The 23891-nt window shown below is 60.4% G+C and carries 15 protein-coding genes and 2 tRNA genes; 4 read left to right on the top strand and 13 right to left on the bottom strand.

The features are described from left to right. Positions 1-94: 94 nt before the first annotated feature. The 11 genes from ACI77H_RS26340 to rnr form a co-directional block, all read right to left on the bottom strand. On the bottom strand, positions 95-985 hold the full coding sequence (locus tag ACI77H_RS26340; protein WP_407014585.1) for a transglutaminase N-terminal domain-containing protein: 891 nt from the start codon (positions 983-985) through the stop codon (positions 95-97). Beyond that, entirely contained in the window at positions 985-3471 is a 2487-nt protein-coding gene (locus ACI77H_RS26335; protein WP_407014583.1) for a circularly permuted type 2 ATP-grasp protein, read from the bottom strand. Before ACI77H_RS26335 ends, ACI77H_RS26340 begins: the two co-directional genes overlap by 1 nt. Before the next feature lie 88 nt (positions 3472-3559). Beyond that, the gene (locus ACI77H_RS26330; RefSeq protein ID WP_407014582.1) at positions 3560-6835 is read right to left on the bottom strand and encodes a DUF2126 domain-containing protein; all 3276 of its coding nucleotides are present in this window, start codon (positions 6833-6835) and stop codon (positions 3560-3562) included. Positions 6836-7220: 385 nt separating this feature from the next. After that, positions 7221-9524, bottom strand: a complete 2304-nt coding sequence (locus ACI77H_RS26325; protein ID WP_407014580.1) for a YgiQ family radical SAM protein — start codon at positions 9522-9524, stop codon at positions 7221-7223. A gap of 199 nt (positions 9525-9723) precedes the next feature. Further along, on the bottom strand, positions 9724-11118 hold the full coding sequence (gene dnaB / locus ACI77H_RS26320) for a replicative DNA helicase (RefSeq protein ID WP_407014579.1): 1395 nt from the start codon (positions 11116-11118) through the stop codon (positions 9724-9726). A gap of 123 nt (positions 11119-11241) precedes the next feature. Then, on the bottom strand, positions 11242-11688 hold the full coding sequence (gene rplI, locus ACI77H_RS26315; protein WP_033055552.1) for a 50S ribosomal protein L9: 447 nt from the start codon (positions 11686-11688) through the stop codon (positions 11242-11244). Positions 11689-11707: 19 nt separating this feature from the next. Next, complete coding sequence (locus ACI77H_RS26310) at positions 11708-12601, bottom strand: hypothetical protein (RefSeq protein ID WP_407014577.1); 894 nt, start codon at positions 12599-12601, stop codon at positions 11708-11710. A 36-nt stretch (positions 12602-12637) separates the two neighbouring features. After that, a complete protein-coding gene (gene rpsR / locus ACI77H_RS26305) occupies positions 12638-12868 on the bottom strand; it encodes a 30S ribosomal protein S18 (RefSeq protein WP_002551829.1) in 231 nt (76 codons plus the stop codon). 28 nt (positions 12869-12896) lie between these two features. After that, positions 12897-13319 carry a 30S ribosomal protein S6 gene (gene rpsF / locus ACI77H_RS26300; protein ID WP_003217491.1) on the bottom strand — a complete coding sequence of 141 codons (423 nt, stop codon included), beginning with the start codon at positions 13317-13319 and terminating at the stop codon, positions 12897-12899. Positions 13320-13635: 316 nt separating this feature from the next. After that, the gene (rlmB, locus tag ACI77H_RS26295; protein ID WP_407014576.1) at positions 13636-14403 is read right to left on the bottom strand and encodes a 23S rRNA (guanosine(2251)-2'-O)-methyltransferase RlmB; all 768 of its coding nucleotides are present in this window, start codon (positions 14401-14403) and stop codon (positions 13636-13638) included. Next, positions 14400-17018 (bottom strand): ribonuclease R, encoded by a 2619-nt coding sequence (rnr, locus tag ACI77H_RS26290; protein WP_407014575.1) that lies wholly within the window; start codon positions 17016-17018, stop codon positions 14400-14402. The genes rlmB and rnr overlap by 4 nt, the downstream gene beginning before the upstream one ends. 224 nt (positions 17019-17242) lie before the next feature. Between rnr and ACI77H_RS26285 the strand changes: the two genes are divergently transcribed. The 4 genes from ACI77H_RS26285 to ACI77H_RS26270 all read left to right on the top strand — a co-directional run bounded on the left by ACI77H_RS26285 (position 17243) and on the right by ACI77H_RS26270 (position 20459). After that, a tRNA-Leu gene (locus tag ACI77H_RS26285) sits at positions 17243-17329 on the top strand. A 166-nt stretch (positions 17330-17495) separates the two neighbouring features. Further along, a tRNA-Leu gene (locus ACI77H_RS26280) sits at positions 17496-17582 on the top strand. Between the two features lie 301 nt (positions 17583-17883). Then, the gene (locus ACI77H_RS26275; RefSeq protein WP_407014573.1) at positions 17884-18894 is read left to right on the top strand and encodes an extracellular solute-binding protein; all 1011 of its coding nucleotides are present in this window, start codon (positions 17884-17886) and stop codon (positions 18892-18894) included. Continuing rightward, entirely contained in the window at positions 18894-20459 is a 1566-nt protein-coding gene (locus ACI77H_RS26270; protein WP_407014571.1) for an ABC transporter permease, read from the top strand. The genes ACI77H_RS26275 and ACI77H_RS26270 overlap by 1 nt, the downstream gene beginning before the upstream one ends. 51 nt (positions 20460-20510) lie before the next feature. Here ACI77H_RS26270 and ACI77H_RS26265 read toward each other — a convergent pair whose 3' ends face one another. Continuing rightward, positions 20511-22445, bottom strand: coding sequence for a methyl-accepting chemotaxis protein (locus ACI77H_RS26265; RefSeq protein ID WP_407014569.1), 1935 nt, complete (start codon positions 22443-22445; stop codon positions 20511-20513). 150 nt (positions 22446-22595) lie between these two features. Further along, complete coding sequence (locus ACI77H_RS26260) at positions 22596-23888, bottom strand: adenylosuccinate synthase (protein WP_010464193.1); 1293 nt, start codon at positions 23886-23888, stop codon at positions 22596-22598. Between the last annotated feature and the right edge of the window lie 3 nt (positions 23889-23891).

Below are 23891 nucleotides of genomic sequence, written 5' to 3'. Positions count from 1 at the left end.
CACATCCGCTTTTGCAGGAGCAAGCTTGCTCGCGATAGCAATCTCCCAGCGACATTAATGTTGGATCTACCGCCGTCATCGCGAGCAATCTGCGTTACTCCAGGGGCATCACGGTGACCCGGACTTCCGGATCGTGATTTCCGCCCCCCAGAATCACCCCACGCAACGGCGAAACATCCGAAAAATCCCGGCCCCAGGCCAAGGTGATGTGCTCCAGCGCCGGTTGTACATTGTTGGTCGGATCGAAATCCACCCAACCCAATACCGGGCAAAACACTGAAACCCAGGCGTGCGATGCATCGGCACCGATCAGCCGTGGCTGGCCCGGTGGTGGCTGAGTCAGCAGGTAGCCACTGATGTAACGGGCCGCCAACCCACGGGAACGTACGCAAGCGAGCATCAGGTGAGCGAAGTCCTGGCACACCCCACGCCGTCGCTCCAGCACTTCCACCAGTGGAGTTGCCACTTGAGTGGCTTCGGCATCGAAAGTGAATTCGCTAAAGATTTTTTCCATCAGCGCCTGGACGCCGAGCAACAACGGCCGGCCCGCCGGAAAACAACTCTCCGAGAACTCGACGAAGTTGCGCTTCAAATGCACATAGGGCGATTCGAACCGGTAACGGCACGCTTCGAGCAATTCGGGCGAAAGCGGCTGACTGCTATAGGTCAGTGCGTTGCGGGTTTCTTCCCAGGCCGGCGATTGATTGAAATCCAGCGTTGGCCGGGCCAACACTTCAACGGTAAGACTGGCGTTGACCAGCAACTCATCGTGGGGCCGCTCGAACGCCAGCCGGGTCAGCGGATTGCCGAAGACGTCCAGCTCATCGCGACGCGCCGTCGGGTCAGGACTGATCTGCAATTGTTGCTGGGTACAACGCTGCCAGGCGCAAGAGCGCGGCCACAGGTGCGCCAACTGCTGAGCGAGCGACACCGGGCTGTCGTAGTGATAATGGGTGTCGTGGAAAATCTGGTAATGGGCGCTCATCAGACGGACACCGTACGTTGGCTGACATCATCGACGTGGGCGAAATGGCGCAACGCCAAACGATCCGACACCTGCCCGCTCGCGTCGGCAATCTCTTGCAGCAGATCGGCCAGGCCATTGATGGCGGCGCGCACGCTGACTTCACCGAACAGCGAATTCTCCAGGCATCCCAGATCGAAACGCGCCAAGCGCTCCACCAGGTGCGGCAGACCCGCTTCGCGCGGCACGCCAAAATCATCGTTCAAACGTTTGAGGGTTCGGGTCACCAGCTTCAACTGAAACAGCACCGCGTGAGGGTTCTGTTCGTCGAGCAGCAACAGGTCCAGCACCGGGAGCAATTGCGCCACCGCCAGATACCGCGAGCGATAGGTGATGCTGCTGTTGCCCAGTTCCAGCAACCACTCCAGCCCGGCCTGATCAAAGGCACCGCTACCGCGCAGAAACGCCGCGAGGCTGCCGCTGAGAAAGTGCAGGCGTTCGATCCGCCGCCCGATCATCAGGAAGCGCCAGCCTTCGTCCCGCGTCATGTCGTCCAGCGCAAAACCCGACAGCGCCGCCAGCGACATCACCAGACGGTTGAGAAAATCCAGCAACTCGCCGAAATCCGGCTCTTCGGTTTCCAACTCGACGGCCTCGCGTTGCAACTCCACGAGTGCCTGCCAGTTTTCCCGCGAGAGCTTGCCGCGCACTTGCGACGCCGCCCACTGCAAGCGCTGCAGGTTGGAACGCAGGCTGAACGGCCAGTCGTCGCCGAGCAGCGCCGCCAACAACCGTTCAGGCAACTCGCCTTCATCGGGCAGCAACATCAGCCGCTCACCCAGATCAACCGCGGCCTCCAGCGCTTGCGGGTCATCGCCATCGACGTAGCGCGCCAGCATGATCCGCAGCAACCGCGCACTGTCATCGCAGCGCTCGCAGTAACGGCCGAACCAGAACAGGTTTTCCACCACCCGCGACGGCAAATACGGATCGCGTCGCACCAGATCGTGGACGCCGATGTTGCGCTGGGCTTTCCATTGTTCGCCGCTCGGTGGCCGATCCCCCAGCACCCAGGTGTCTTTGCTCGCGCCGCCGCGCTGCATCGACACCACTTCAGCATCGGCCTCGGCGGCCACCCGGGTCAAACCGCCAGGCAGCACCCGATACCCATCACGACTCGCCACCGCGTACACACGCATACCGATGGCCCGGGGTTGCAACTGACCGCCCTCGGCCTGCCAGATCGGCGCCTGGGACAATTGCGCAAGTTCTTGCGCCACATAGGCATAAGGTCGTGCCTGCATGCGCTCGGCGAGCGCCTGACGCTGTTTTTCACTCAAATCGCGACCAAACACCGGCGCGAAGCTCTGTGACGGAAACGCCGGTTTGATCAGTAATTCCGGCAGCTTCTCCAGCGCTTGGGCCAGGACCGGCGCTTCGCCACACCACCACGTGGCGATAGAGGGCAGGATCAGCTCTTCGCCGAACAGGAATTGATTGATCTTCGGCAGGAAGCCCAGCAACCCCGGCGATTCCAGAACGCCGCTGCCGAGTGCGTTGGCTACCAGCACTCTTCCCTGCCGAACGGCTTCGAGCAGGCCCGGCACACCGAGCGCCGAGTCGGTACGCAGTTCCAGCGGGTCGCAGAAGTCGTCGTCGAGCCGGCGCATGATCGCGTGGACCCGGCGCAGGCCGCTCAGAGTTTTGAGGTAGACCGTGGCATCGCGCACCGTAAGGTCGCCGCCCTCCACCAGCGGATAACCGAGTTGCCGTGCCAGATACAGGTGCTCGAAATAGCTTTCGTTGAAACGCCCCGGCGTCAGCAGCACCACCAGTGGCACTTCATCGTCGCTCGGCGCCTGACGGGCCAGGGTTTCCTGAAGCGTGCGGAAGAACCCGGCCAGGTGTTGCACCTTCAAATCACGGTACAACTCGGGAAACGCCCGGGACACGATCGTGCGGTTTTCCAGGGCGTAACCGGCGCCGGAGGGTGCCTGCGTCCGATCCGCCGTCACCCACCAGCGACCGTCGGGCGTGCGTGCCAGATCCACGGCATACAGATGCAGAAAGGCCCCGTCGGGCGGCGTGATGCCCTGACAGGGCCAGAGAAAGTTGTTGTGACCGAATACCAGCTCGGCAGGCAAAAGACCTTCGGCGATCAGCCGTTGCGGTCCGTACAGATCGGCCAGTACCGCGTTCAGCAGACGCGCCCGTTGAGCGATGCCCGCCGACAACTGCGCCCACTCATCAGCCGCGATCACGTGCGGCAGCAGGTCCAGCTCCCACGGCCGGTCAGCGCCCTTGGGGTCGGCGTAGACGTTGTAGGTCACGCCGTTTTCCTGGATCTGCCGGGTCAGCAGCGCCTGACGCTGCACCAACTGCGCTGGCGCGCTGCGTTGCAACTGGTCGAACAACCGACGCCAGTGCGGGCGAACGGCGCCACTGTCGTCGAGCAGTTCGTGATAAGTGCCCGCCGTCAGCGGGTAGCGGTCAAGCAGGTCAGGCATGGAAAGCTCGGCAGACAGCAAGGAACGGTCAGATTAACGCAGGCTCATGACGCCCGGATATACGAAAAATCCGAGCGTCGCGTACGGTTTAGAAACGTCGCAAATCGAGAGTCATCGGCAGCTCGTCGTTAATTTCCAGAATCGGTATAGGAAGTTTCCCTGGGCTGTGTCCGATGCGGAAGAAACGCGCCATCCTCCGACTCTCGGCTTCATTGGCGTTCACCGGCAAACTGTCATAGTTGCGCCCACCCGGATGGGCGACGTGATACTGACACCCCCCCAGCGAACGCTGCATCCAGGTGTCGAGCAAGTCGAACACCAGCGGCGCGTGGACGGGAATGGTCGGTTGCAGGCAATTGGCCGGCTGCCAGGCGCGGAAACGCACGCCAGCGACGAATTCGCCTACCCGTCCGGTGGGCTGCAAGGGCACCGGAACGCCGTTGCAGGTCAGCAAATAACGTTGCGGCGGCAGACCGCTGAGCTTGACCTGCAAGCGCTCCAGGGACGAATCCACATACCGAACCGTGCCGCCGACCGCGCCCTCTTCACCCAGCACATGCCACGGTTCGAGCGCCTGCCGCACTTCCAGCTCGATGCCGCTGACGGCGTAATCGCCAACCTTGGGAAAGCGGAACTCCAGATGTGCGGCAAACCACTCGGCCCGCACCGGGTAACCCGAGGCGTTGAGATCAACGATGACGTCGGCGAAATCCTGCTCGATAAAGTGCGGCAACAGGAACCGGTCGTGCAATTCAGTGCCCCAGCGCGCCAGTTTCGGCGGCGCATAAGGCTCACGCCAGAACCGCGCGACCAGCGCTCGCAACAACAACTGTTGCGCCAGGCTCATGCGCGCATGGGGCGGCATTTCAAAGGCGCGCAACTCGAGCAGTCCAAGGCGCCCCGTCGCGCCGTCGGGCGAATAGAGTTTGTCGATGCAGAACTCGGCGCGATGCGTGTTGCCGGTCACGTCGATCAGCAGGTTGCGCAGCAGCCGGTCGATCAGCCATGGCGCGCATTCCTCGCCGGGTTCAGGCATCTGCGCGAAGGCAATTTCCAGCTCGTACAACGCATCGTTGCGGGCTTCGTCGACGCGCGGCGCCTGGGACGTCGGGCCGATGAACAATCCGGAAAAAAGGTAGGACAAGGACGGGTGGTTATGCCAGTAACTGATCAGGCTGCGCAGCAAATCGGGACGGCGCAGAAACGGTGAGTCAGCCGGTGCCGCGCCGCCCAGTACGAAATGGTTACCGCCACCGGTGCCGGTGTGCCGGCCGTCGATCATGAATTTTTCCGTGGTCAGCCGAGTCTGGCGCGCTTCTTCGTAGAGAAATTCGGTGCGCTCGACCAACTCATCCCACGTTGCGGACGGCTGTACGTTGACCTCGATCACCCCCGGATCCGGGGTGATGCGGAAGTTGCTCAAGCGTGGATCGCTCGGCGGCTCATAGCCTTCCAGAAGCACCGGGCAATGCAATTCCTGAGCGGTGGCCTCGATTGCGGTGACCAGCTCCAGGTAATCCTCGACCCGCTCCAGCGGTGGCATGAACAAGTACAACCGTCCTTCCCGCGCCTCGGCGCAGAACGCGGTGCGCGTCAGCCAATCGGCGGACTCGTCGACTTCCAGATCGCGCTCGACCGCTTCGGCCGCGGCTGCGGGGCTGTTCAACTGCTGAGTGTCTGGAAGCGCCGGGAATTCCTGATTGGGGTCGTTGGGATAGATGAAGGGGTACTCGGCGGCTTTCACCCACGGCTGCGAACCCAGCGGCAAGCGATAACCCAGTGGCGAATCGCCCGGCACCAACCGACAGTGCTCGTCACGCAGATACCAGCGACCGCTTTGCCACTGATCGCCCTTGGCCGTGCGCGCCAGCGGCAGCACCTGGCCGATCACTTTATCCAGGCCCTGACTGAAGACTTTGCGCAATCGCGCACGCTCCAATGGTTCTTCCAGGCGCGAATCTTCGGCGCTGACGTTCTGCGGCAAAGTGCCTTCGCGCCAGAGGTAATAGAAATTGTCTTCGTAGGCAGGGAACACGAAGCGTGTCGGAATTTTCAGGCGTTCGGCGACACTCGCCAGAAAACGCCCGGCCAGTTCGCCATCGGCGCCGTAGTCCTCCTGCTCATCGGCAATCAGCGCGCTGTTGTGCCAGATCGGTACGCCATCGCGGCGCCAATAGCAGTTCAGCGACCAGCGCGGCAACTGCTCCCCGGGGTACCACTTGCCTTGACCGAAATGCACCAACCCTTTGGGCGCGTAACGTTTGCGCATGCGCTGGAACAGTTCGGCAGACAATCGCCGCTTGTCCGGCCCGAGCGCCGCAGTGTTCCACTCGGCGCCGTCCGGGTCGTCGATGGAGACGAAGGTCGGCTCGCCGCCCATGGTCAGGCGAACGTCGCCCTCCAGCAGGTCGGCATCGATCTGCCGGCCCAGGGCCTGGATCGCCAGCCATTGATCTTCGGTGTAGGGCTTGGTGACGCGGGGCGCCTCCCAAATCCGCTCCACGGACATTTCATGGGTGAATTCGCACTCGCACGGCTCCACCAAGCCACTGATCGGTGCCGCAGAGCCCGGATCGGGACTACACGCCAACGGAATGTGTCCTTCACCGGCGAACAGCCCTGACGTCGCGTCCAGGCCGATCCAGCCCGCACCGGGCAAATAAACCTCGCACCAGGCGTGCAGGTCGGTGAAGTCCACTTCAGTGCCCGAAGGGCCGTCGAGACTTTTGACATCGGCGGTGAGTTGAATCAGATAGCCGGAGACAAAACGCGCCGCCAGCCCCAGGTTGCGCAGCAGTTGCACCAGCAGCCATGCCGAGTCGCGGCAGGAACCAGAGGCGTGTTCGAGTGTGTGCTCGGGCGTCTGCACACCTGGTTCCATGCGAATCAGATAGCCGATGTCTTCGCTCAGGCGCTGATTTAGCGCGACGAGGAAGTCCACGCTGGGCAGCGGCGTGCGGTCGATGCCATCCAGATAGGCCTTGAATGTCGGCGTCAGGGGCAAGGTTTCCAGGTACGGCGCCAGTTCCTTGCGCTCGTCTGCGGCGTAGGTGAACGGGATTTTTTCCGCGTAGGGTTCGAGGAAGAAGTCGAACGGATTGAACACGGCCATTTCCGCCAGCAGATCGACCTCGATCCGCAGCTCATTGGTTTTCTCCGGGAACACCAACCGCGCCAGGTAATTGCCCTGAGGGTCCTGCTGCCAGTTAATAAAATGCTGCTCGGGCGAGACTTTCAGCGCATACGACAGTATCCGCGTGCGACTGTGGGCAGCCGGACGCAGACGAACAATCTGCGGACCGAGCTCGACGGCGCGGTCGTAGCGGTAATGCGTGACGTGGTGCAATGCGACATGAATCGACACGGCGTGCCTCCTGCGAGCCTTAAGCGTATTCGAAAGCGCGCAAGACTTATGCCATCCAGTGGTGCTGGCGCTTTCATACATTTGACAAGGGCAGTACAGCACCAAAATCGGGCGATGCGGGAAATTGGTTTGGGGGAGTTGCACGCATTTGTGGCGTTCAGTTGCAGAGTCGCCGCCAATTCCGGCCTCATCGCGGGCAAGCCCACTCCCAAAAGGGATCGGCTGTGAACGCCAGTTTGGGTGCACCGTGAAACACTGTGGGAGCTTGCCCGCGATGAGGCCAGCAGCCCAACACAGCTTCCGACCCAGCGCCCTTCATTTTCCGTGGCGCAGAAACGCAAAACGCCAACCCGAAGGTTGGCGTTTTGTTATCAGCGGTCAGCGTTTAGCGCGGCACAACCGGCTTGCGCGCAGGCTTGGGCCCTTTGCCTTTGGCCGCGTCCTTGCGCTCCTTGGCCGCCTGCTGGTTGCGGGCGAATGCCGCGGCCTTGGCCTGCTCACGCTTGTCCCACGGATTACCGCCGTCACTGGCGCGCGGCGGCAGGCCGGTGTGTTGGGTCAGGATTTTGGTGGTCTTCTCACCCGCGACTTTATGGCTACCGGCTGGCGTCGAGTTCTTGCGACGGGCGCTCTGGTAGCTGTCGGTTGCCGGCTGATGCAGCGGGATCAATTGGTCCTTGCCCGGCCCGATCAGGTCAGCGCGACCCATGCGGGTCAGTGCTTCACGCAGCATCGGCCAGCCTTTCGGGTCGTGATAACGCAAGAACGCCTTGTGCAGACGACGCTGCTCTTCGCTCTTGACGATGGTCACGCTGTCGCTCTTGTAAGTGACCTTGCGCAGCGGGTTCTTGCCCGAGTGGTACATCGCGGTGGCGGTGGCCATCGGCGACGGGTAAAACGCCTGCACCTGATCGGCACGGAAGCCATTGCCCTTGAGCCACAGGGCCAGGTTCATCATGTCTTCGTCGGTGGTGCCCGGGTGAGCGGCGATGAAGTACGGAATCAGGTACTGCTCTTTCCCGGCTTCCTTGGTGTACTTCTCGAACATGCGCTTGAACTTGTCATAGCTGCCGATGCCCGGTTTCATCATCTGGTTGAGCGGACCTTCCTCGGTGTGTTCCGGGGCGATCTTCAGGTAACCACCGACGTGGTGGGTCACCAGCTCCTTGACGTATTCCGGCGACTCGACCGCGAGGTCGTAACGCAGGCCGGAAGCGATCAAAATTTTCTTCACGCCAGGCAACGCACGGGCGCTGCGATACAACTGGATCAGCGACGAGTGATCGGTGTTCAGGTTCGGGCAGATGCCAGGGAACACGCACGATGGCTTGCGGCACGCGGATTCGATTTCCGGGGTTTTGCAGGCGATGCGGTACATGTTCGCGGTCGGGCCGCCGAGGTCGGAAATGACGCCGGTGAAGCCTGGGACCTTGTCGCGGATCTCTTCGATTTCGCGAATGATCGACTCTTCGGAACGGTTCTGGATGATCCGGCCTTCGTGCTCGGTGATCGAGCAGAAGGTGCAGCCGCCGAAGCAGCCACGCATGATGTTCACCGAGAAGCGGATCATGTCGTAGGCAGGGATTTTTTCCTTGCCGTACGCCGGATGCGGGACACGGGCGTAAGGCATGCCGAACACGTAGTCCATTTCATCGGTGGTCATCGGAATCGGCGGCGGGTTGAACCAGACGTCGACTTCGCCATGCTTCTGCACCAGCGCGCGGGCGTTGCCCGGGTTGGTTTCGAGGTGTAGCACGCGGTTGGCGTGTGCGTAGAGCACCGCATCGCCACGGACTTTCTCGACCGACGGCAGACGAATCACGGTTTTGTCGCGGGTCATTTTCGGGCTGGCCAAAATCTGCACGACTTTGGCTTCTTCCGGATCTTCAAGCGGCCCCTTTTCCTGCTCGATGGCGCAGGCCTGGGTGTCCTGGGTGTTGACGTACGGGTTGATAATCTTGTCGACCTTGCCCGGACGGTCGATGCGCGTGGAGTCGACTTCGTACCAGTCTTTCGGCGTATCGCGACGGATGAACGCGGTGCCGCGCACGTCAGTGATGTCTTCGATCTTGTGACCGTAGGACAGACGCTGGGCAACTTCGACGATCGCACGCTCGGCGTTGCCGTAGAGCAGGATATCGGCACAGGCGTCAATCAGGATCGAGTTGCGCACCCGGTCCTGCCAGTAGTCGTAGTGGGCGATGCGGCGCAGGGAAGCTTCGATGCCGCCAAGCACGATCGGCACATTCTTGTAGGCTTCCTTGCAGCGCTGGCTATACACCAGGCTCGCGCGATCCGGACGTTTGCCCGCCATGCCACCGGGGGTGTAGGCGTCGTCGGAACGGATTTTTTTGTCGGCGGTGTAGCGGTTGATCATCGAGTCCATGTTGCCGGCCGCGACACCGAAGAACAGGTTCGGCTCACCGAGCTTCATGAAGTCGTCTTTGGACTGCCAGTTCGGCTGGGCAATGATCCCGACGCGGAAGCCTTGTGACTCCAGCAGCCGGCCAATGATCGCCATGCCGAACGACGGATGGTCAACGTACGCATCACCGGTGACGATGATGATGTCGCAGGAATCCCAGCCAAGCTGATCCATCTCCTCCCTGCTCATCGGCAGGAATGGCGCTGGGCCGAAACATTCGGCCCAGTACTTGGGATAGTCAAATAACGGCTTGGCTGTTTGCATGACGATGACCGGTGTTGAGATGAAAAATCGCGGGCGCGGAATATAGCACAAAAAACAACCAATTCCGACGGCTATGGTCGGAAATTAGCGGCGCCCCCATCGCGAGCAAGCCCGCTCCCACAGGGACAGTGAAACCCTGTGGGAGCGGCGGTGCGACGATTCGACTTGCCCGCGATGGGGCCCGCTCAGACGACGAAAATTATTCGTCGTCGAAGTTGTAGCTACCCGGCGCCAGGTTTTCGAAGCGGGTGTACTTACCGATGAACGCCAGTCGCGACGTGCCGATCGGGCCGTTCCGCTGCTTGCCGATGATGATCTCGGCAATGCCTTTGTGCTCGGTTTCCGGGTGATACACCTCGTCCCGGTACACGAACATGATGACGTCGGCGTCCTGCTCGATCGCTCCGGATTCCCGGAGGTCGGAGTTGATCGGGCGTTTGTTCGGACGTTGCTCCAGGGAGCGGTTGAGCTGGGACAACGCCACCACCGGGCAATTGAATTCCTTGGCCAGGGCTTTCAAGGAACGGGAGATCTCGGAAATTTCGTTGGTCCGGTTGTCACCACCGGAACCCGGAATCTGCATCAATTGCAGGTAGTCGATCATGATCAGGGCGACATCGCCGTGCTCGCGCACCAGACGCCGGGTCCGTGCGCGCATCTCCGAAGGGCTGATACCCGCCGTATCGTCGATGAACAGTTTGCGATCGTTGAGCAGGTTGACCGCCGATGTCAGGCGCGGCCAATCGTCGTCGTCCAGGCGACCGGCACGGACCTTGGTCTGGTCGATGCGGCCGAGGGACGAGAGCATACGCATGATCAGCGATTCGCCTGGCATCTCCAGCGAGTAGACCAGTACGCACTTGTCGCTGCGCAACACGGCGTTTTCCACCAGGTTCATCGCAAAGGTGGTTTTACCCATGGATGGACGGCCGGCGACGATGATCAGGTCGGACGGTTGCAGGCCACTGGTCATTCCGTCGAGGTCGGTGTAACCGGTGGACAGGCCGGTAATGGCGTTGTCGGTGTTGAACAAGGTGTCGATGCGGTCGATGGCCTTGGTCAGCAGGTCATTCACGCTCACCGGGCCGCCTGTTTTAGGCCGTGCCTCGGCGATCTGGAAGATCTGCCGCTCGGCCTCATCGAGAATCTCTTCAGCGGTGCGGCCTTCCGGATTGAAGGCGCTGTCGGCAATCTCGGTGGCGATGCCGATCAACTGCCGCAATGTCGCCCGCGCGCGGACGATCTGCGCATACGCCTTGATGTTGGCGACGGACGGCGTGTTTTTCGCCAGCTCACCCAGGTAACCCAGGCCGCCGACTTGCGAAGTCTGACCTTCCTTGTCCAATTGCTCGGCAAGGGTCACGACGTCGATCGGGGAGTTCTGGTCGGCGAGCTTGGCGATCGCGCGGAAGATCAGGCGGTGGTCATGCCGATAGAAATCGCCGTCGGAGACTTGATCGAGCACGCGTTCCCAGGCGTTGTTGTCCAGCATCAGACCACCGAGCACGGCCTGTTCGGCCTCGATGGAATGCGGCGGCACCTTCAGGGCAGCGGTTTGCAGATCGTATTGCTCGGGAGCGGAAATATCGTTCATGGCCACTTGGAATCAGGTTGGAGAAAATCAGGAACTGCAGAAAGACAAAGGGCACGACCTGTAAACAGGATCGTGCCCGATGTTACCGACAAGCACCCGAGGGTGCCAGCCGACAAGTGCTGCTTAAGCTGCTACCACGACAACGCGTACGGTGGCTTCAACTTCGGCGTGCAGGTGCACGGCTACGTCGAATTCGCCTACGTTGCGGATGGTGCCGTTCGGCAGACGAACTTCGCTTTTTGCAACTTCAACGCCAGAGGCGGTCAGTGCATCAGCGATGTCGTGAGTACCGATCGAACCGAACAGCTTGCCTTCGTCACCAGCGGTGGCAGTGATAGTCACTTCCAGCTCAGCCAGTTGGGCGGCACGGCTTTCAGCCGAAATTTTACGGTCTGCTGCGGCTTTTTCCAGCTCAGCGCGACGCTCTTCGAACGCAGCCAGGTTGGCAGCGGTCGCAGCGGTAGCTTTGCCGTAAGGCAGCAGGTAGTTACGACCGTAACCAGCCTTAACGTTTACTTTGTCACCCAGGTTGCCCAGGTTGGTGACTTTTTCCAGAAGGATCAGTTGCATGTGAAAATCCTCTTAACTTTTAACCTTCACCGTTCGCGCTATCGACGTCTTTCGGCGCCGAACGACCGCGAAAATCAATCAGGCTGTCGACGATGGCCAGGACCACCAGCAACGGATAGATCAGCTGCATGAACAGCGACAACGTGACGTACAACCCCACCAGCCAGAACCTGGCCAGTCGCTTTTGCGCCACCAGCCCGTGAATCAGGGCCAGCCCGGCGAATACCAGCGGTACACTGCACAACGGCGTCAACATGGCCATCTGCGGACCGATGTTCGGCCCCAGAAGCATGAACGCCAGCAGTAACATCGCCAGCCCCAGCGGGAATCGGATGGCGCGAAACTCGCGACCAAAACCACCCGGGTTGTACAACAACGCCTGCCAGTAGCGCCCAACAATCAGGCTCAGCACACTGACGATTTGCAACAAAGCCGCAATCAGGCCGGTCAGGACCGGTGCAATCAGGGACGCAAAATGCGCTTGCTCATCTACCGACAACTTCTGGTAGACATCACCGAGTAGCGACGGCATGACTTTTATCAAAGCCTGCGCCAGCATCTCGATTTGGGGAGCAAAAACTGTCCCCAGCACCACTGCAAACACCACTCCCATCGCTATGCTGACCAGCAGCACACGGTTCCAGGACTCGCTTGCGCGCAAAACCAACGCAAGGCTCCAAGACCCCAGCAGCACCAGAAGTGCCCTTGGGTCATCGGAGTAAAGCCACCAGATCAACGCCGGCAGCAGTCCCAGAGCAAGTACGCCAAGGGCGTCCTTCAATCCGCGCCGCAGGAGCACAAGGCATCCGGCGGCAGCACCCAACCAATACAACAACGGCAATGTTGCGCATCCGGCCACTACGAGAGTGGCCTGCATACGGCCGCGCATGATGAACTCAGCTATGGCACGCATGCATTCAATCCTTTGCTACGTGTCGACTGCCCGGTCTCAGCGGCCGTGGCTGTCGGTGTAGGCCAGCAGGGCCAGGAAGCGGGCGCGCTTGATAGCGGTGGCCAGCTGACGCTGATAACGTGCTTTGGTACCGGTGATGCGGCTTGGAACGATTTTGCCGGTCTCGGATACGTAAGCTTTCAGAGTGTTGAGATCTTTGTAATCGATCTCTTTCACGTCTTCAGCGGTGAAGCGGCAGAATTTACGACGACGGAAGAAACGTGCCATGTAATAGGCTCCTCAAAAGGTCCGTGGATTACTCGTCAGCGTTATCGCTGTTGTCGCTGTCATCACTATCAGCGCTTTCGGCGCCTTCGTGCTCAGGACGGTCGCGACGCTCACGGCGCTCACTGCGGTTTTCTTCAGCCTTGAGCATCTCGGATTGGCCGGTAACGGCTTCTTCGCGACGGATGACCAGGTTACGGATCACTGCATCGTTGTAGCGGAAGTTGTCTTCCAGCTCGGCCAGGGCCTTGCCAGTGCATTCAACGTTCAGCATCACGTAGTGAGCCTTGTGAACATTGTTGATTGCGTAGGCCAGTTGACGACGGCCCCAATCTTCCAGACGGTGGATTTTGCCGCCGTCTTCTTCGATCAGCTTGGTGTAACGCTCAACCATGCCGCCGACTTGCTCGCTTTGATCCGGGTGGACCAAAAAGATGATTTCGTAATGACGCATGAATGCTCCTTACGGGTTGTAGCCTGCCGCTCAAAAGCGGTCAGACAAGGAGTGAATGACACTAATGGACTTGCTTGCGATAGACACATGCGTGCCTGCCGTCACAGCAAGGGGCGCAATTGTAGAGAAGGGACAAGAGAGGTGCAAGGCAATTGGTGATTATTTGAACAGTTCGTTTACACACCGATTTTTGCCTCGCCACAAACCACTGTGGGAGCCGGCTTGCTCGCGAATGCGGTGTGTCAGGTAACATTTCTGCCGACTGACACTCCCTTTTCGCGAGCAAGCCCGCTCCCACACTGGGTTTGCGTCTGGCTTAAGACTTTTTGCCGCTTCCGGCAGCCTTGACGCTGCGCTGACGCTGGGCCTCGAACAGGCAGACGCCAGTCGCCACCGAAACGTTGAGACTGCTGACGCTGCCGACCATCGGCAGATGCACCAGGTAGTCGCACAGATCACGAGTCAGGCGACGCATGCCGCTGCCTTCCGCACCCATGATCAGGATGGTCGGGCCGGTCATGTCTTGCTGGTACAGACTCTGCTCAGCTTCGCCCGCCGTGCCGACAACCCACAAACCGCGCTGCTTGAGTTTTTCCAGGGTGCGCGCCAGGTTGGTTACCGCGACCAACGGAATCACTTCCGCCGCACCGCAGGCAACTTTACGCACCGTCGGGGTCAGCGTGGCCGACTTGTCCTTCGGCACGATCACCGCCAGCGCACCGGCCGCATCGGCCGAACGCAGGCAAGCGCCGAGGTTGTGCGGATCGGTCACGCCATCGAGCACCAGCAGCAACGGCGCGCCTTCGGAGCGATCAAGCAGCTCGTCGAGCATCGCCTCACCCCAGACCTGGCTCGGACTTACGTCCGCGACCACGCCCTGGTGCACGCCATCAACCCATGCGTCGAGTTCACGACGCTCGGCGTTGCCGACGGGCACGCGATTTTCGCCCGCCAGCGCGATCAGCGCCTGTACACGCGGCTCGCTGCGGCCTTCAGCCAGCCAGATCTGCTTGACGCGTTTCGGGTGATGACGCAGCAACGCTTCTACCGCATGCACACCGTAGATTTTTTCCAACTGACTCATGACTTGGCCTTAGGTTTACGTGCACCGCCGCTTTTGGCTGGGGCCGAACCCGCTTTCGGCGGGCCTTTACGGTGTTTGCTCGGCTTGCTGCCGGGAGCCTTGTCAGGCGCCGACCGTCCGGTCTTTCCCCCAGACGCCGCTTTACCACCGCTTTTCGCTTCAGACAGCAACGCCTGCTTCAGTTCACGGCTTTTGCGCAGCTCAGCATTTTTCGCTGCCGCATCGCTTGGGCGATAGGCTTCGGGCGCTTTTTCCTTGGCCGGACGACGACCGGTTTTCGCCGGCGCCGGCTCTGCTGCAGTCTTGCCAGCAGGAGCAGCGGTTTCAGCGCCACGCTTCTTGCGGCCGATCGGCGCACTGATGGTCTTTTCAGCCATCTCGAAGTCGATCTTGCGCTCGTCGAGGTCAACGCGCATCACGCGGACTTCAACGGTGTCGCCAAGGCGGAAGCTGCGACCGGTACGCTCACCCGCGAGGCGGTGATGCACAGGGTCGAAGTGGTAGTAGTCGCCCGGCAGCGCGGTGACGTGCACCAGGCCTTCGACGTAGATATCGGTCAGCTCGACGAACAGGCCAAAACCGGTCACGGCGGTGATCACACCAGGGAACGACTCGCCTACGCGATCTTTCATGAACTCGCACTTGAGCCAGTTCACCACGTCGCGGGTCGCTTCGTCGGCGCGGCGCTCGCTCATCGAGCACTGCTCGCCGAGCTGCTCCAGGGTCGCTTCGTCGTACGGATAGATGCGCGCTTTCGGAATGGTCATCGCGCCGGCACGGCGAACGTGCGGAGTGTCCATTTTCGAATGGATGACGCTGCGGATCGCCCGGTGCGTGAGCAAGTCCGGGTAGCGGCGGATCGGCGAGGTGAAGTGGGTATAGGCTTCGTAATTCAGACCGAAGTGGCCCTGGTTATCGGCGCTGTACACCGCTTGGCTCAACGAACGCAGCATGACGGTCTGGATCAGGTGGAAATCCGGACGGTCCTTGATGCTCGCCAGCAATGCCTGGTAATCCTTCGGCGATGGGCCGTCCTTGCCTTTGTGCAGGGACAGACCGAGCTCGCCGAGGAACGCGCGCAGTTTTTCCAGACGCTCCGGTGGCGGGCCGTTGTGAACGCGATACAACGCAGGTATTTCGTGCTTCTTCAGGAATTCAGCGGTAGCCACGTTGGCCGCCAGCATGCATTCCTCGATCAGCTTGTGCGCATCGTTACGAACGGTTGGACGGATCTCGGCAATCTTGCGCTCGGTCCCGAAGATGATCCGGGTTTCCTGCGTTTCGAAATCGATGGCGCCACGTACGTGACGAGCGGCCAGCAAAACCTTGTACAGCGCATAAAGCTGCTTGAGGTGCGGCAGAACGTCGTTGTACTCGCCGCGCAGCTGACGCGCCTCGGTAAGTTTCGGCGTTTCCAGCATCGCACTGACCTTGTTGTAGGTCAGGCGAGCGTGGGAGTGAATCACCGCTTCGTAGAAGCAGTAGTCGGTCATCTCGCCGGATTTGGAGATGGTCATCTCGCAAACCATGGCCAGGCGATCGACGTGCGGGTTCAGCGAGCACAGGCCATTGGACAGTTGCTCAGGCAGCATCGGCACTACACGCTCGGGGAAGTACACCGAGTTGCCGCGAACCTGAGATTCATTGTCCAGCGCCGAACCGATCTTCACGTAGCTGGAGACGTCGGCAATGGCCACGTACAACTTCCAGCCCCCGGAGAACAGGCGCAACTTGCCAGGTTTGGCTTCGCAGTAGACCGCGTCATCGAAGTCGCGAGCATCTTCACCGTCGATGGTGACGAACGGCAGATGACGCAGGTCGACGCGCTTCTCTTTGTCTTTCTCTTCGACTTCAGGCTTGAGCTTGGCGGCTTCTTTCAAGACCGCTTCAGGCCAGACGTGCGGGATATCGTAAGCGCGCAGGGCGACATCGATTTCCATGCCTGGTGCCATGTAGTTGCCCACGACTTCAACCACATCGCCTTGCGGCTGGAAGCGTGGCGTCGGCCAGTGAGTGATCTTCACTTCGACAAACTGACCAATTTGGGCGTTGGCGTTACGGCCCGGCGTGACCAGCACTTCCTGCTGGATCTTCGGATTGTCCGCGACGACGAAACCAATACCGCCCTCTTCGAAGTAGCGGCCGACGATGGTTTCGTGAGCACGCGAGACCACTTCGACGATCATGCCTTCGCGGCGACCGCGACGATCGAGGCCGGAAACACGGGCCAGGGCACGGTCGCCATCGAACACCAGACGCATTTGCGCCGGGCTCATGAACAGGTCGTCACTGCCGTCGTCCGGAACCAGGAAGCCGAAGCCGTCACGGTGACCGCTGATGCGGCCCAGGATCAGGTCAAGCTTGTCCACCGGCGCATAGGTGCCACGACGCGTGTAGATAAGTTGAGCATCGCGCTCCATGGCGCGCAGGCGGCGACGCAGGGCTTCGATCTGGTCTTCTGTGGTCAGACCAAACTCTTCGACCAACTGCTCGCGGTTAGCAGGCGAACCCCGATCAGCAAGGTGCTGAAGGATCAGTTCGCGGCTAGGAATAGGGTTTTCATATTTTTCCGCTTCACGAGCGGCCTCGGGATCGAGGGACTGCCAATCGGCCATTAGAGAGTTTTCACCTTGTCTATATGCGGGTTAGTTTGGCATAGGCGTAATGAAACGGGAAATTTCAGGCTATGAGAGCCCATCTAAAGCCCTTTATCGACAGCGCAAAGCTGATTTAAATGCCGCTGGTGAAATTTTCCAGGTTTTTTTGATGCTGGGGGTTTACAGTTAAAAAGACGCTCCGTATAGTGCGCGCCATCGACGACGGAGACGTTGCCGATACTGCCCAGATGGTGAAATTGGTAGACACGCCAGCTTCAGGTGCTGGTGACCGCAAGGTCGTGGAAGTTCGAGTCTTCTTCTGGGCACCAATTCAGAGCTTGAGATTAGATCAATTTCAAGGCTCGCACAAAAACCCGCGAAAGCGGGTTTTTTGCATTCTAAGGTTCTGATTTATTAAAACCAAATCAGGGGTTTACAGATCAAAATGCTCTCCGTATAGTGCGCCACATCAACAGCGGCGACGCTGAAGATTATGCCCAGATGGTGAAATTGGTAGACACGCCAGCTTCAGGTGCTGGTGACCGCAAGGTCGTGGAAGTTCGAGTCTTCTTCTGGGCACCAATTCAAATTCAAGGTCTCGACCTTGAATTTAACAGAAACCCGCGAAAGCGGGTTTTTGCGTTTCTGGCATCTGAAAAACTACACAACGCCTGATAGGTGCGAGCGAGCTCGCGATGCATCTTCAGGCACCGCGCTTTTCCATTCTGTAAGCGTCATCGTTCACGTCCATCGTCGGAATACCGCCCGGAGCAAGCTCGCCCCCCTACAGGAGTTAGGCCACTCCCCGCAAGGCGCACTTGAGAAACAATATCGTTTATCATTGTTGCAAGTTTTTGCAATGCGACAGTGAGGAACCCTGCGAATGACGTTTCGAAATACCCTGCGCCGCGGCCTGACCATCACCCTGCTCGGCCTGGCACTCGCCACCCCCCTCACCCAGGCTGCCGACCCGGTTTCCCTGACACTCTACAACGGTCAACACAAGGAAGTCGGCGACGCCGTCGCCAAGGCTTTCGAAGCCAAGACCGGCATCCGCGTCAACGTGCGCAAAGGCAGCAGCAACCAGCTTGCCAGCCAGGTTGTCGAAGAAGGCGACCGGTCCCCTGCCGACGTGATCTACACCGAAGAATCACCGCCGCTGAACAAACTCGGCGAGCAAGGCCTGCTGGCACAAACCGATGCCGCCACCCTCGCCGTCTTGCCGAAAGACTACGTCGCCGGCAATGGCACCTGGATCGGCATCACCGCGCGAGTCCGCGTGGTTGCGTTCAACCCAAAACTGATCGATGAAAAAGACCTGCCGAAATCGGTGATGGAATTCTCCGAGCCAAAATGGCAAGGCAAGGTTGGCTTCGTGCCCACCAGCGGCGCTTTCCAGGAGCAAGCCGTGGCAATCATCAAAGTGCACGGCATGGACGCAGCCGAAGAATGGCTGACCGGTTTGCGCGCATTCGGCAAGACCTACAGCAACAACATGGTCGCCCTGAAAGCCGTGGAGAACGGCGAAGTCGCCACTGTGCTGGTAAACAACTACTACTGGTTCGCCCTACAGCGCGAAAAAGGCCAGCTCGATTCGAAACTGCACTACTTCACCGGCGGCGACGTCGGCGGGCTGATCACCGTTTCCAGTGCAGCCGTGCTGAAGTCCAGCAAACATCCAAAAGAAGCCCAGCAACTCCTCGCCTACATGGCCAGCGAAGAAGGCCAGCGCGTGATCACTCAGACCACCGCCGAATACCCGCTGCACAAAGGCATGGCATCGGATCGCGGCCTCAAACCCTTCAGCGAGCTTGAAGCGCCGAAGGTTACGCCCGCCGACCTCGGCAACGCCGAAGAAGCCCTGGACCTGGAACGCGACGTTGGCTTGAACTAATGAGCGCATCGTTATCAGCCCCTGCCTCTCGCGGGGCTTACGTGCCACGGCGCAAGAGACCTTCGATTTGGTTGTTGTTGCCGGTTTTGCTGCTGGTGGTGCTCAGTCTCTTGCCCCTGGCATACGTTGGGCTCAAGACCTGGCAGGCCGGCTGGGCCGAGGCGCTGCACCTGTTGTGGCGACCTTATGTGTTCGGCCTGCTGCGCAATACGCTGGCCTTGATGGTGGGCGTGACGGTTGCCTGTGGCGTGATCGGCTTGTCGCTGGCCTGGCTGCTGGAGCGCAGCAATCTGCCAGGCCGACGATTGTGGGGTGTGATCCTGTGTTTGCCGTTCGCGGTGCCGGCGTTTGTCAGCAGCTTTACCTGGGTCTCGTTGAGCGCGCACTTCGAAGGCTTGGGCGGTGCGATTCTGGTGATGACCCTGTCCAAGTATCCGCTGATTTTTTTGCCGGTTGCGGCGACCCTGCGCAACCTTGACCCTTCGCTTGAGGAGTCCGCCAGGACGCTCGGGCAGAGCCGCTGGGGCGTGTTTTTCAGGATTACCCTGCCGCTGCTGTGGCCGTCACTCCTCGCCGGTTCGCTGCTGATCGCACTGCATATGCTTGTGGAGTTCGGCGCGCTGTCGATCATCGGCTTGCAGACGTTCACCACGGCGATCTATCAGCAATTCGAACTGGAATTCAGCAACGCCAATGCGGCGATGCTTTCCGCGGTGTTGCTGGCGCTATGCCTGATGCTGCTGTGGCTTGAATTGCGCGTCCGCGGCAAGGGCCGCCACGTGCGTACCGGCCAGGGTGCGGCACGGCATGCGCAACAGGTGCAGTTGGGACCTTGGGCGGCCGTTGGGCAGATTTACTGTCTGGCACTGGCGATCATCGGCAGCGGCATTCCACTGGGGATGCTGGTGTACTGGTTGGCAGTAGGCTCGTCCGCCGCGTTTCCCGTGGCGGCGATCAGCGAAGCGCTGCTGTCGTCCCTTGCGCTTTCGCTGGGTGGCGCCGCGCTGTGCCTGGTGCTGGCGGTGCCGGTGGGCTTGCTGGTGGTGCGCTACAAAGGTCCATTGGCGATCTGGGCCGAACGCCTGCCGTACCTGTTGCATGCGCTGCCAGGGCTAGTGATTGCGCTGACGCTGGTGTATTTCGCGCTGCACTATGTGCCGGTGCTGTACCAGACGTCGGCATTGCTGCTGATCGCTTATGCATTGCTGTTTTTGCCATTGGCACAGGCGCCGATTCGCACGGCGCTGAACAAGGCCGCTCCGCAGCTGGAAGAGGCGGCTCGCACGCTGGGGGCTTCGTCTTTCAGTGCGTTTTGCCGGGTGACCCTGCCAATCATCTTTCCGGCACTCGGCGCCGCGTTTGCGCTGGTGTTTCTGGATGCGATGAAGGAGCTGACGGCGACGCTGCTGCTGAGCCCGACCGGGCTCAATACCTTGGCAACAGAGGTTTGGGCGCATACGGCGAATGTGGAGTTTGCGGCGGCGGCGCCTTACGCGGCGCTGTTGATATTGGTATCGGGGTTGCCGGTCTATTTGCTTACTACCCGAATGTATTTGAGCCGTTGAGATCGCTATCGCGAGCAGACTCGCGATAGCGTCAGCCCCGCCAATTCAAATTTAAGCCCTGAACTGCCCCAGGCTAGCCTTCAATTGCGCCGCCAAGCCATCCAGCACCTTGCCGCTGGCCGTGGTTTCCACCACCGCCTGAGCCGCCTTCTCAGCCTGCGCATGAATCGTCTCGACCCGACCCCGCACCGCTTGCGCGCCTTGGGCCTGATGGGCCGCCGCCTGCGTTGCCAGGCCAATCGCCGCATGTACCTGCTCGACCGATGCCTGCACCGACTGCTGCAACTTGGCGCTGTCACGCAACACCAGCAAACCTTCGCTGGCCTGACGTCCGGCCTGGCCGATCGCCGCCACCGCCTCACGCGCACCTTGCTGCAAGGCCACGATGTGCGCCTGAATATCGCCCGTAGAGCTCTGGGTCTTGCTCGCCAATGCCCGCACTTCGTCCGCCACCACGGCAAAGCCGCGACCGGTCTCGCCGGCGCGCGCCGCTTCAATGGCCGCGTTCAACGCCAGCAGATTGGTTTGCTCGGCGATGCCGTGAATCACGGTCAGCACCACTTCAATCTGTTCACTCTGTTGTGCCAGTCGCTCGATGACTTTCGCGCCGGTATCGACCTGTCCAGCCAACGCTTCGATCAGGCTGCCGACTTTCGCCGAGGTCCGAGTGTTTTCATCGGTGGCCGAACGAATATCCACCACTTGCTGCAAGGCTGCCTGCATGGCGTGGCTTTCGGACTGCGCTTCATCAGCCATCTGCGACAGCGCGCGCAGGCTTTCGGCCACTTCGTCACGCTGCATGCCCGCCGCAGCATCGGCACCGGCGTTGCGCAGGGTCATGGCGCCGATTTCAACACCTGTACGCTGGGCTACATCGCCAGCCTCGCGCACGATGGGCTGCAACTTATCGACAAAGCGATTGACTGCCGAGGCCATGTCGCCGATTTCGTCCTTGCTGTTGATCTGCACGCGCTTGGTCAGATCGCCCTCGCCTGCCGCCAGGTCGTCCATCGCGGCAATCAGCATTTTCAAGCGGTTGACCACTCGACGCCCAAGCACCACCGCCAGCAACAGCAACACGCCGCAACCCACCAGCGCCAGGCCCATGCCGATGCGCCAGCGCAAGGTCGCCGCAGCTTCCTGTACGGTGCTGGTGGTGTTGGCTTTCATTTCCGAGGCGGTGGCCTGAGCAGACGTCAAACGCGCCCGCATAGCCGTTGCGCTATCAGCCGCCGCGCCTTTGAGGCTGTCGCCGACCAGTTGATCACTGCTGGCGATCAGCGCCGAGAAACGCTTGTCCAACGCCGCCAGATCGGTTTCGACCGAAGCGGTGGAGACGCCCATCAAAACCTTGCCGATTTCCACGCCATTAGGGTTGATAGAAGCCTCCAGGTAATAGACCGACGAGTCGTTCTTCGCCGCATCCAGCACTTTATCCAGCGCGCGCTCGCCCTGGCCTTTTTCCAGAAGCGCTTTGTTGATCGGGTTTTCACGGTTGAGGTAGCGCGTCAGGTGCTGACCCGTTGCGTCGTCGTAAACCACGAACAGCACGTTGGGATTGCGCTGGGCCCGACGGGCGAATTCGGACAGGGTTGGCACGTCGCTGTCCCAAATGGCGCGGGGTGCAACTGAAGCCAGGAGCTGCGCCATATCATTAGCAGAATCCTTCAGGTCCTTTTCCAGCGTGGCACGCAACTGAGCCTGTTCTTCCTCCAGCCGCGAGGACAAACCGGCCGTGAGGCGCTGACGCGTGCTGGTGGAGAGGTTGTCAAGGCTCGACGTGACTTCACGCCCCGCTTGCTCCAGCTCGCCAGAGAGTTTTTGACTGTCCGCACCCAGGCGCACACCCAAATCGGCTTCCAGTGCAGTCACCGTGCTCCGCGTCAGGGCAACCGCCACAAGCACCTGCACCAAAAGGGCGATACCAAGGGTAACGAACACAGGCCGCAATAAACGGCTTTGTAACAATGAGAGAACCGCCGACACTTGATATCCCTCTGCTTTGACGCCATTAAATTGGTGGCACGCCAGAAGGCATGCTCTTAATGAAGATCACAGCAAAGGTCATGCCGTCCAACAGGCATAAACGACAAAGGGCCCGATTAAGGGCCCTTTGCGTTTTACATCAACGACTTATTAAGCGAACGGGTGACGCAGAACGATGGTCTCGTTGCGGTCCGGGCCCGTCGAAATAATGTCGATCGGCGCACCGACCAACTCTTCGACGCGTTTGATGTAGTTGCGAGCGGCTTGCGGCAGCTCTTCCAGGGTCTTGGCACCGACGGTGGATTCGGTCCAGCCTGGCATCTCTTCGTACACTGGCTCCAGGCCGATGTAGCTGTCGGCGTCAGTCGGTGCGTCGATCACTGCACCATCCTGGTTCTTGTAGCCAACGCAGATGTTGATGGTTTCCAGACCGTCCAGTACGTCCAGCTTGGTCAGGCACAGGCCCGAGATGCTGTTGACGTCGATAGCGCGACGCAGGATGACAGCGTCGAACCAGCCGCAACGACGGGCACGGCCGGTGGTCGCACCGAACTCGTGGCCACGTTTGGCCAAGAACGCGCCAACGTCGTCGAACAGCTCAGTCGGGAACGGACCCGAACCGACGCGAGTGGTGTAGGCCTTGGTGATGCCGAGGATGTAATCCAGGTACATCGGACCGAAACCCGAACCGGTGGCGATGCCGCCCGCGGTGGTGTTGGAGCTGGTGACGTACGGGTAGGTACCGTGGTCGATGTCCAGCAGGGAGCCTTGGGCGCCTTCGAACATGATGTCTTTGCCAGCGCGACGCAGCTCGTGCAGCTCGGCGGTGACGTCGAGCATCATCGGCTTCAGCAGCTCGGCGTATTCCATGCACTCATCAAGCGTTTTCTGGAAGTCGATCGCTGGTTCTTTGTAGTAATTGACCAGAACGAAGTTGTGGTAATCCAGCAACTCACCCAGCTTGGCGGCGAAACGCTCACGGTGGAACAGGTCACCGATACGCAGACCGCGACGGGCGACTTTGTCTTCGTAAGCCGGGCCGATGCCACGACCGGTGGTGCCGATCTTCAGCTCGCCACGGGCCTTTTCACGCGCCTGGTCCAGTGCGACGTGGTAGGACAGGATCAGCGGGCAGGAGGGGCTGATACGCAGGCGCTCGCGCACCGGTACGCCTTTCTCTTCCAGCTTGATGATTTCCCGCAGCAGAGCGTCGGGTGCAACCACCACGCCGTTGCCGATCAGGCACTGCACGCCTTCGCGCAGTACGCCCGAAGGGATCAGGTGCAAGACGGTTTTCTCGCCGTCGATCACCAGGGTGTGACCCGCGTTGTGGCCACCCTGGTAGCGCACTACGGCGGCAGCATGTTCGGTCAGCAGATCAACGATCTTGCCTTTGCCCTCATCACCCCATTGGGTGCCCAGGACTACGACATTCTTACCCATAAC

This window comes from Pseudomonas sp. O230, assembly GCF_045447035.1.
Lineage (GTDB): Bacteria > Pseudomonadota > Gammaproteobacteria > Pseudomonadales > Pseudomonadaceae > Aquipseudomonas.
This window is presented reverse-complemented; position numbering and strand designations above follow the sequence as displayed.

What these genes read in the sequence shown, in the direction of transcription:
- ACI77H_RS26340 (WP_407014585.1), bottom strand. Translation starts at nt 985, where the DNA reads ATGAGCGCCCATTACCAGATTTTCCACGACACCCATTATCACTACGAC.
- ACI77H_RS26335 (WP_407014583.1), bottom strand. Translation starts at nt 3,471, where the DNA reads ATGCCTGACCTGCTTGACCGCTACCCGCTGACGGCGGGCACTTATCAC.
- ACI77H_RS26325 (WP_407014580.1), bottom strand. Translation starts at nt 9,524, where the DNA reads ATGCAAACAGCCAAGCCGTTATTTGACTATCCCAAGTACTGGGCCGAA.
- dnaB (WP_407014579.1), bottom strand. Translation starts at nt 11,118, where the DNA reads ATGAACGATATTTCCGCTCCCGAGCAATACGATCTGCAAACCGCTGCC.
- rplI (WP_033055552.1), bottom strand. Translation starts at nt 11,688, where the DNA reads ATGCAACTGATCCTTCTGGAAAAAGTCACCAACCTGGGCAACCTGGGT.
- ACI77H_RS26310 (WP_407014577.1), bottom strand. Translation starts at nt 12,601, where the DNA reads ATGCGTGCCATAGCTGAGTTCATCATGCGCGGCCGTATGCAGGCCACT.
- rpsR (WP_002551829.1), bottom strand. Translation starts at nt 12,868, where the DNA reads ATGGCACGTTTCTTCCGTCGTCGTAAATTCTGCCGCTTCACCGCTGAA.
- rpsF (WP_003217491.1), bottom strand. Translation starts at nt 13,319, where the DNA reads ATGCGTCATTACGAAATCATCTTTTTGGTCCACCCGGATCAAAGCGAG.
- rlmB (WP_407014576.1), bottom strand. Translation starts at nt 14,403, where the DNA reads ATGAGTCAGTTGGAAAAAATCTACGGTGTGCATGCGGTAGAAGCGTTG.
- rnr (WP_407014575.1), bottom strand. Translation starts at nt 17,018, where the DNA reads ATGGCCGATTGGCAGTCCCTCGATCCCGAGGCCGCTCGTGAAGCGGAA.
- ACI77H_RS26275 (WP_407014573.1), top strand. Translation starts at nt 17,884, where the DNA reads ATGACGTTTCGAAATACCCTGCGCCGCGGCCTGACCATCACCCTGCTC.
- ACI77H_RS26270 (WP_407014571.1), top strand. Translation starts at nt 18,894, where the DNA reads ATGAGCGCATCGTTATCAGCCCCTGCCTCTCGCGGGGCTTACGTGCCA.
- ACI77H_RS26260 (WP_010464193.1), bottom strand. Translation starts at nt 23,888, where the DNA reads ATGGGTAAGAATGTCGTAGTCCTGGGCACCCAATGGGGTGATGAGGGC.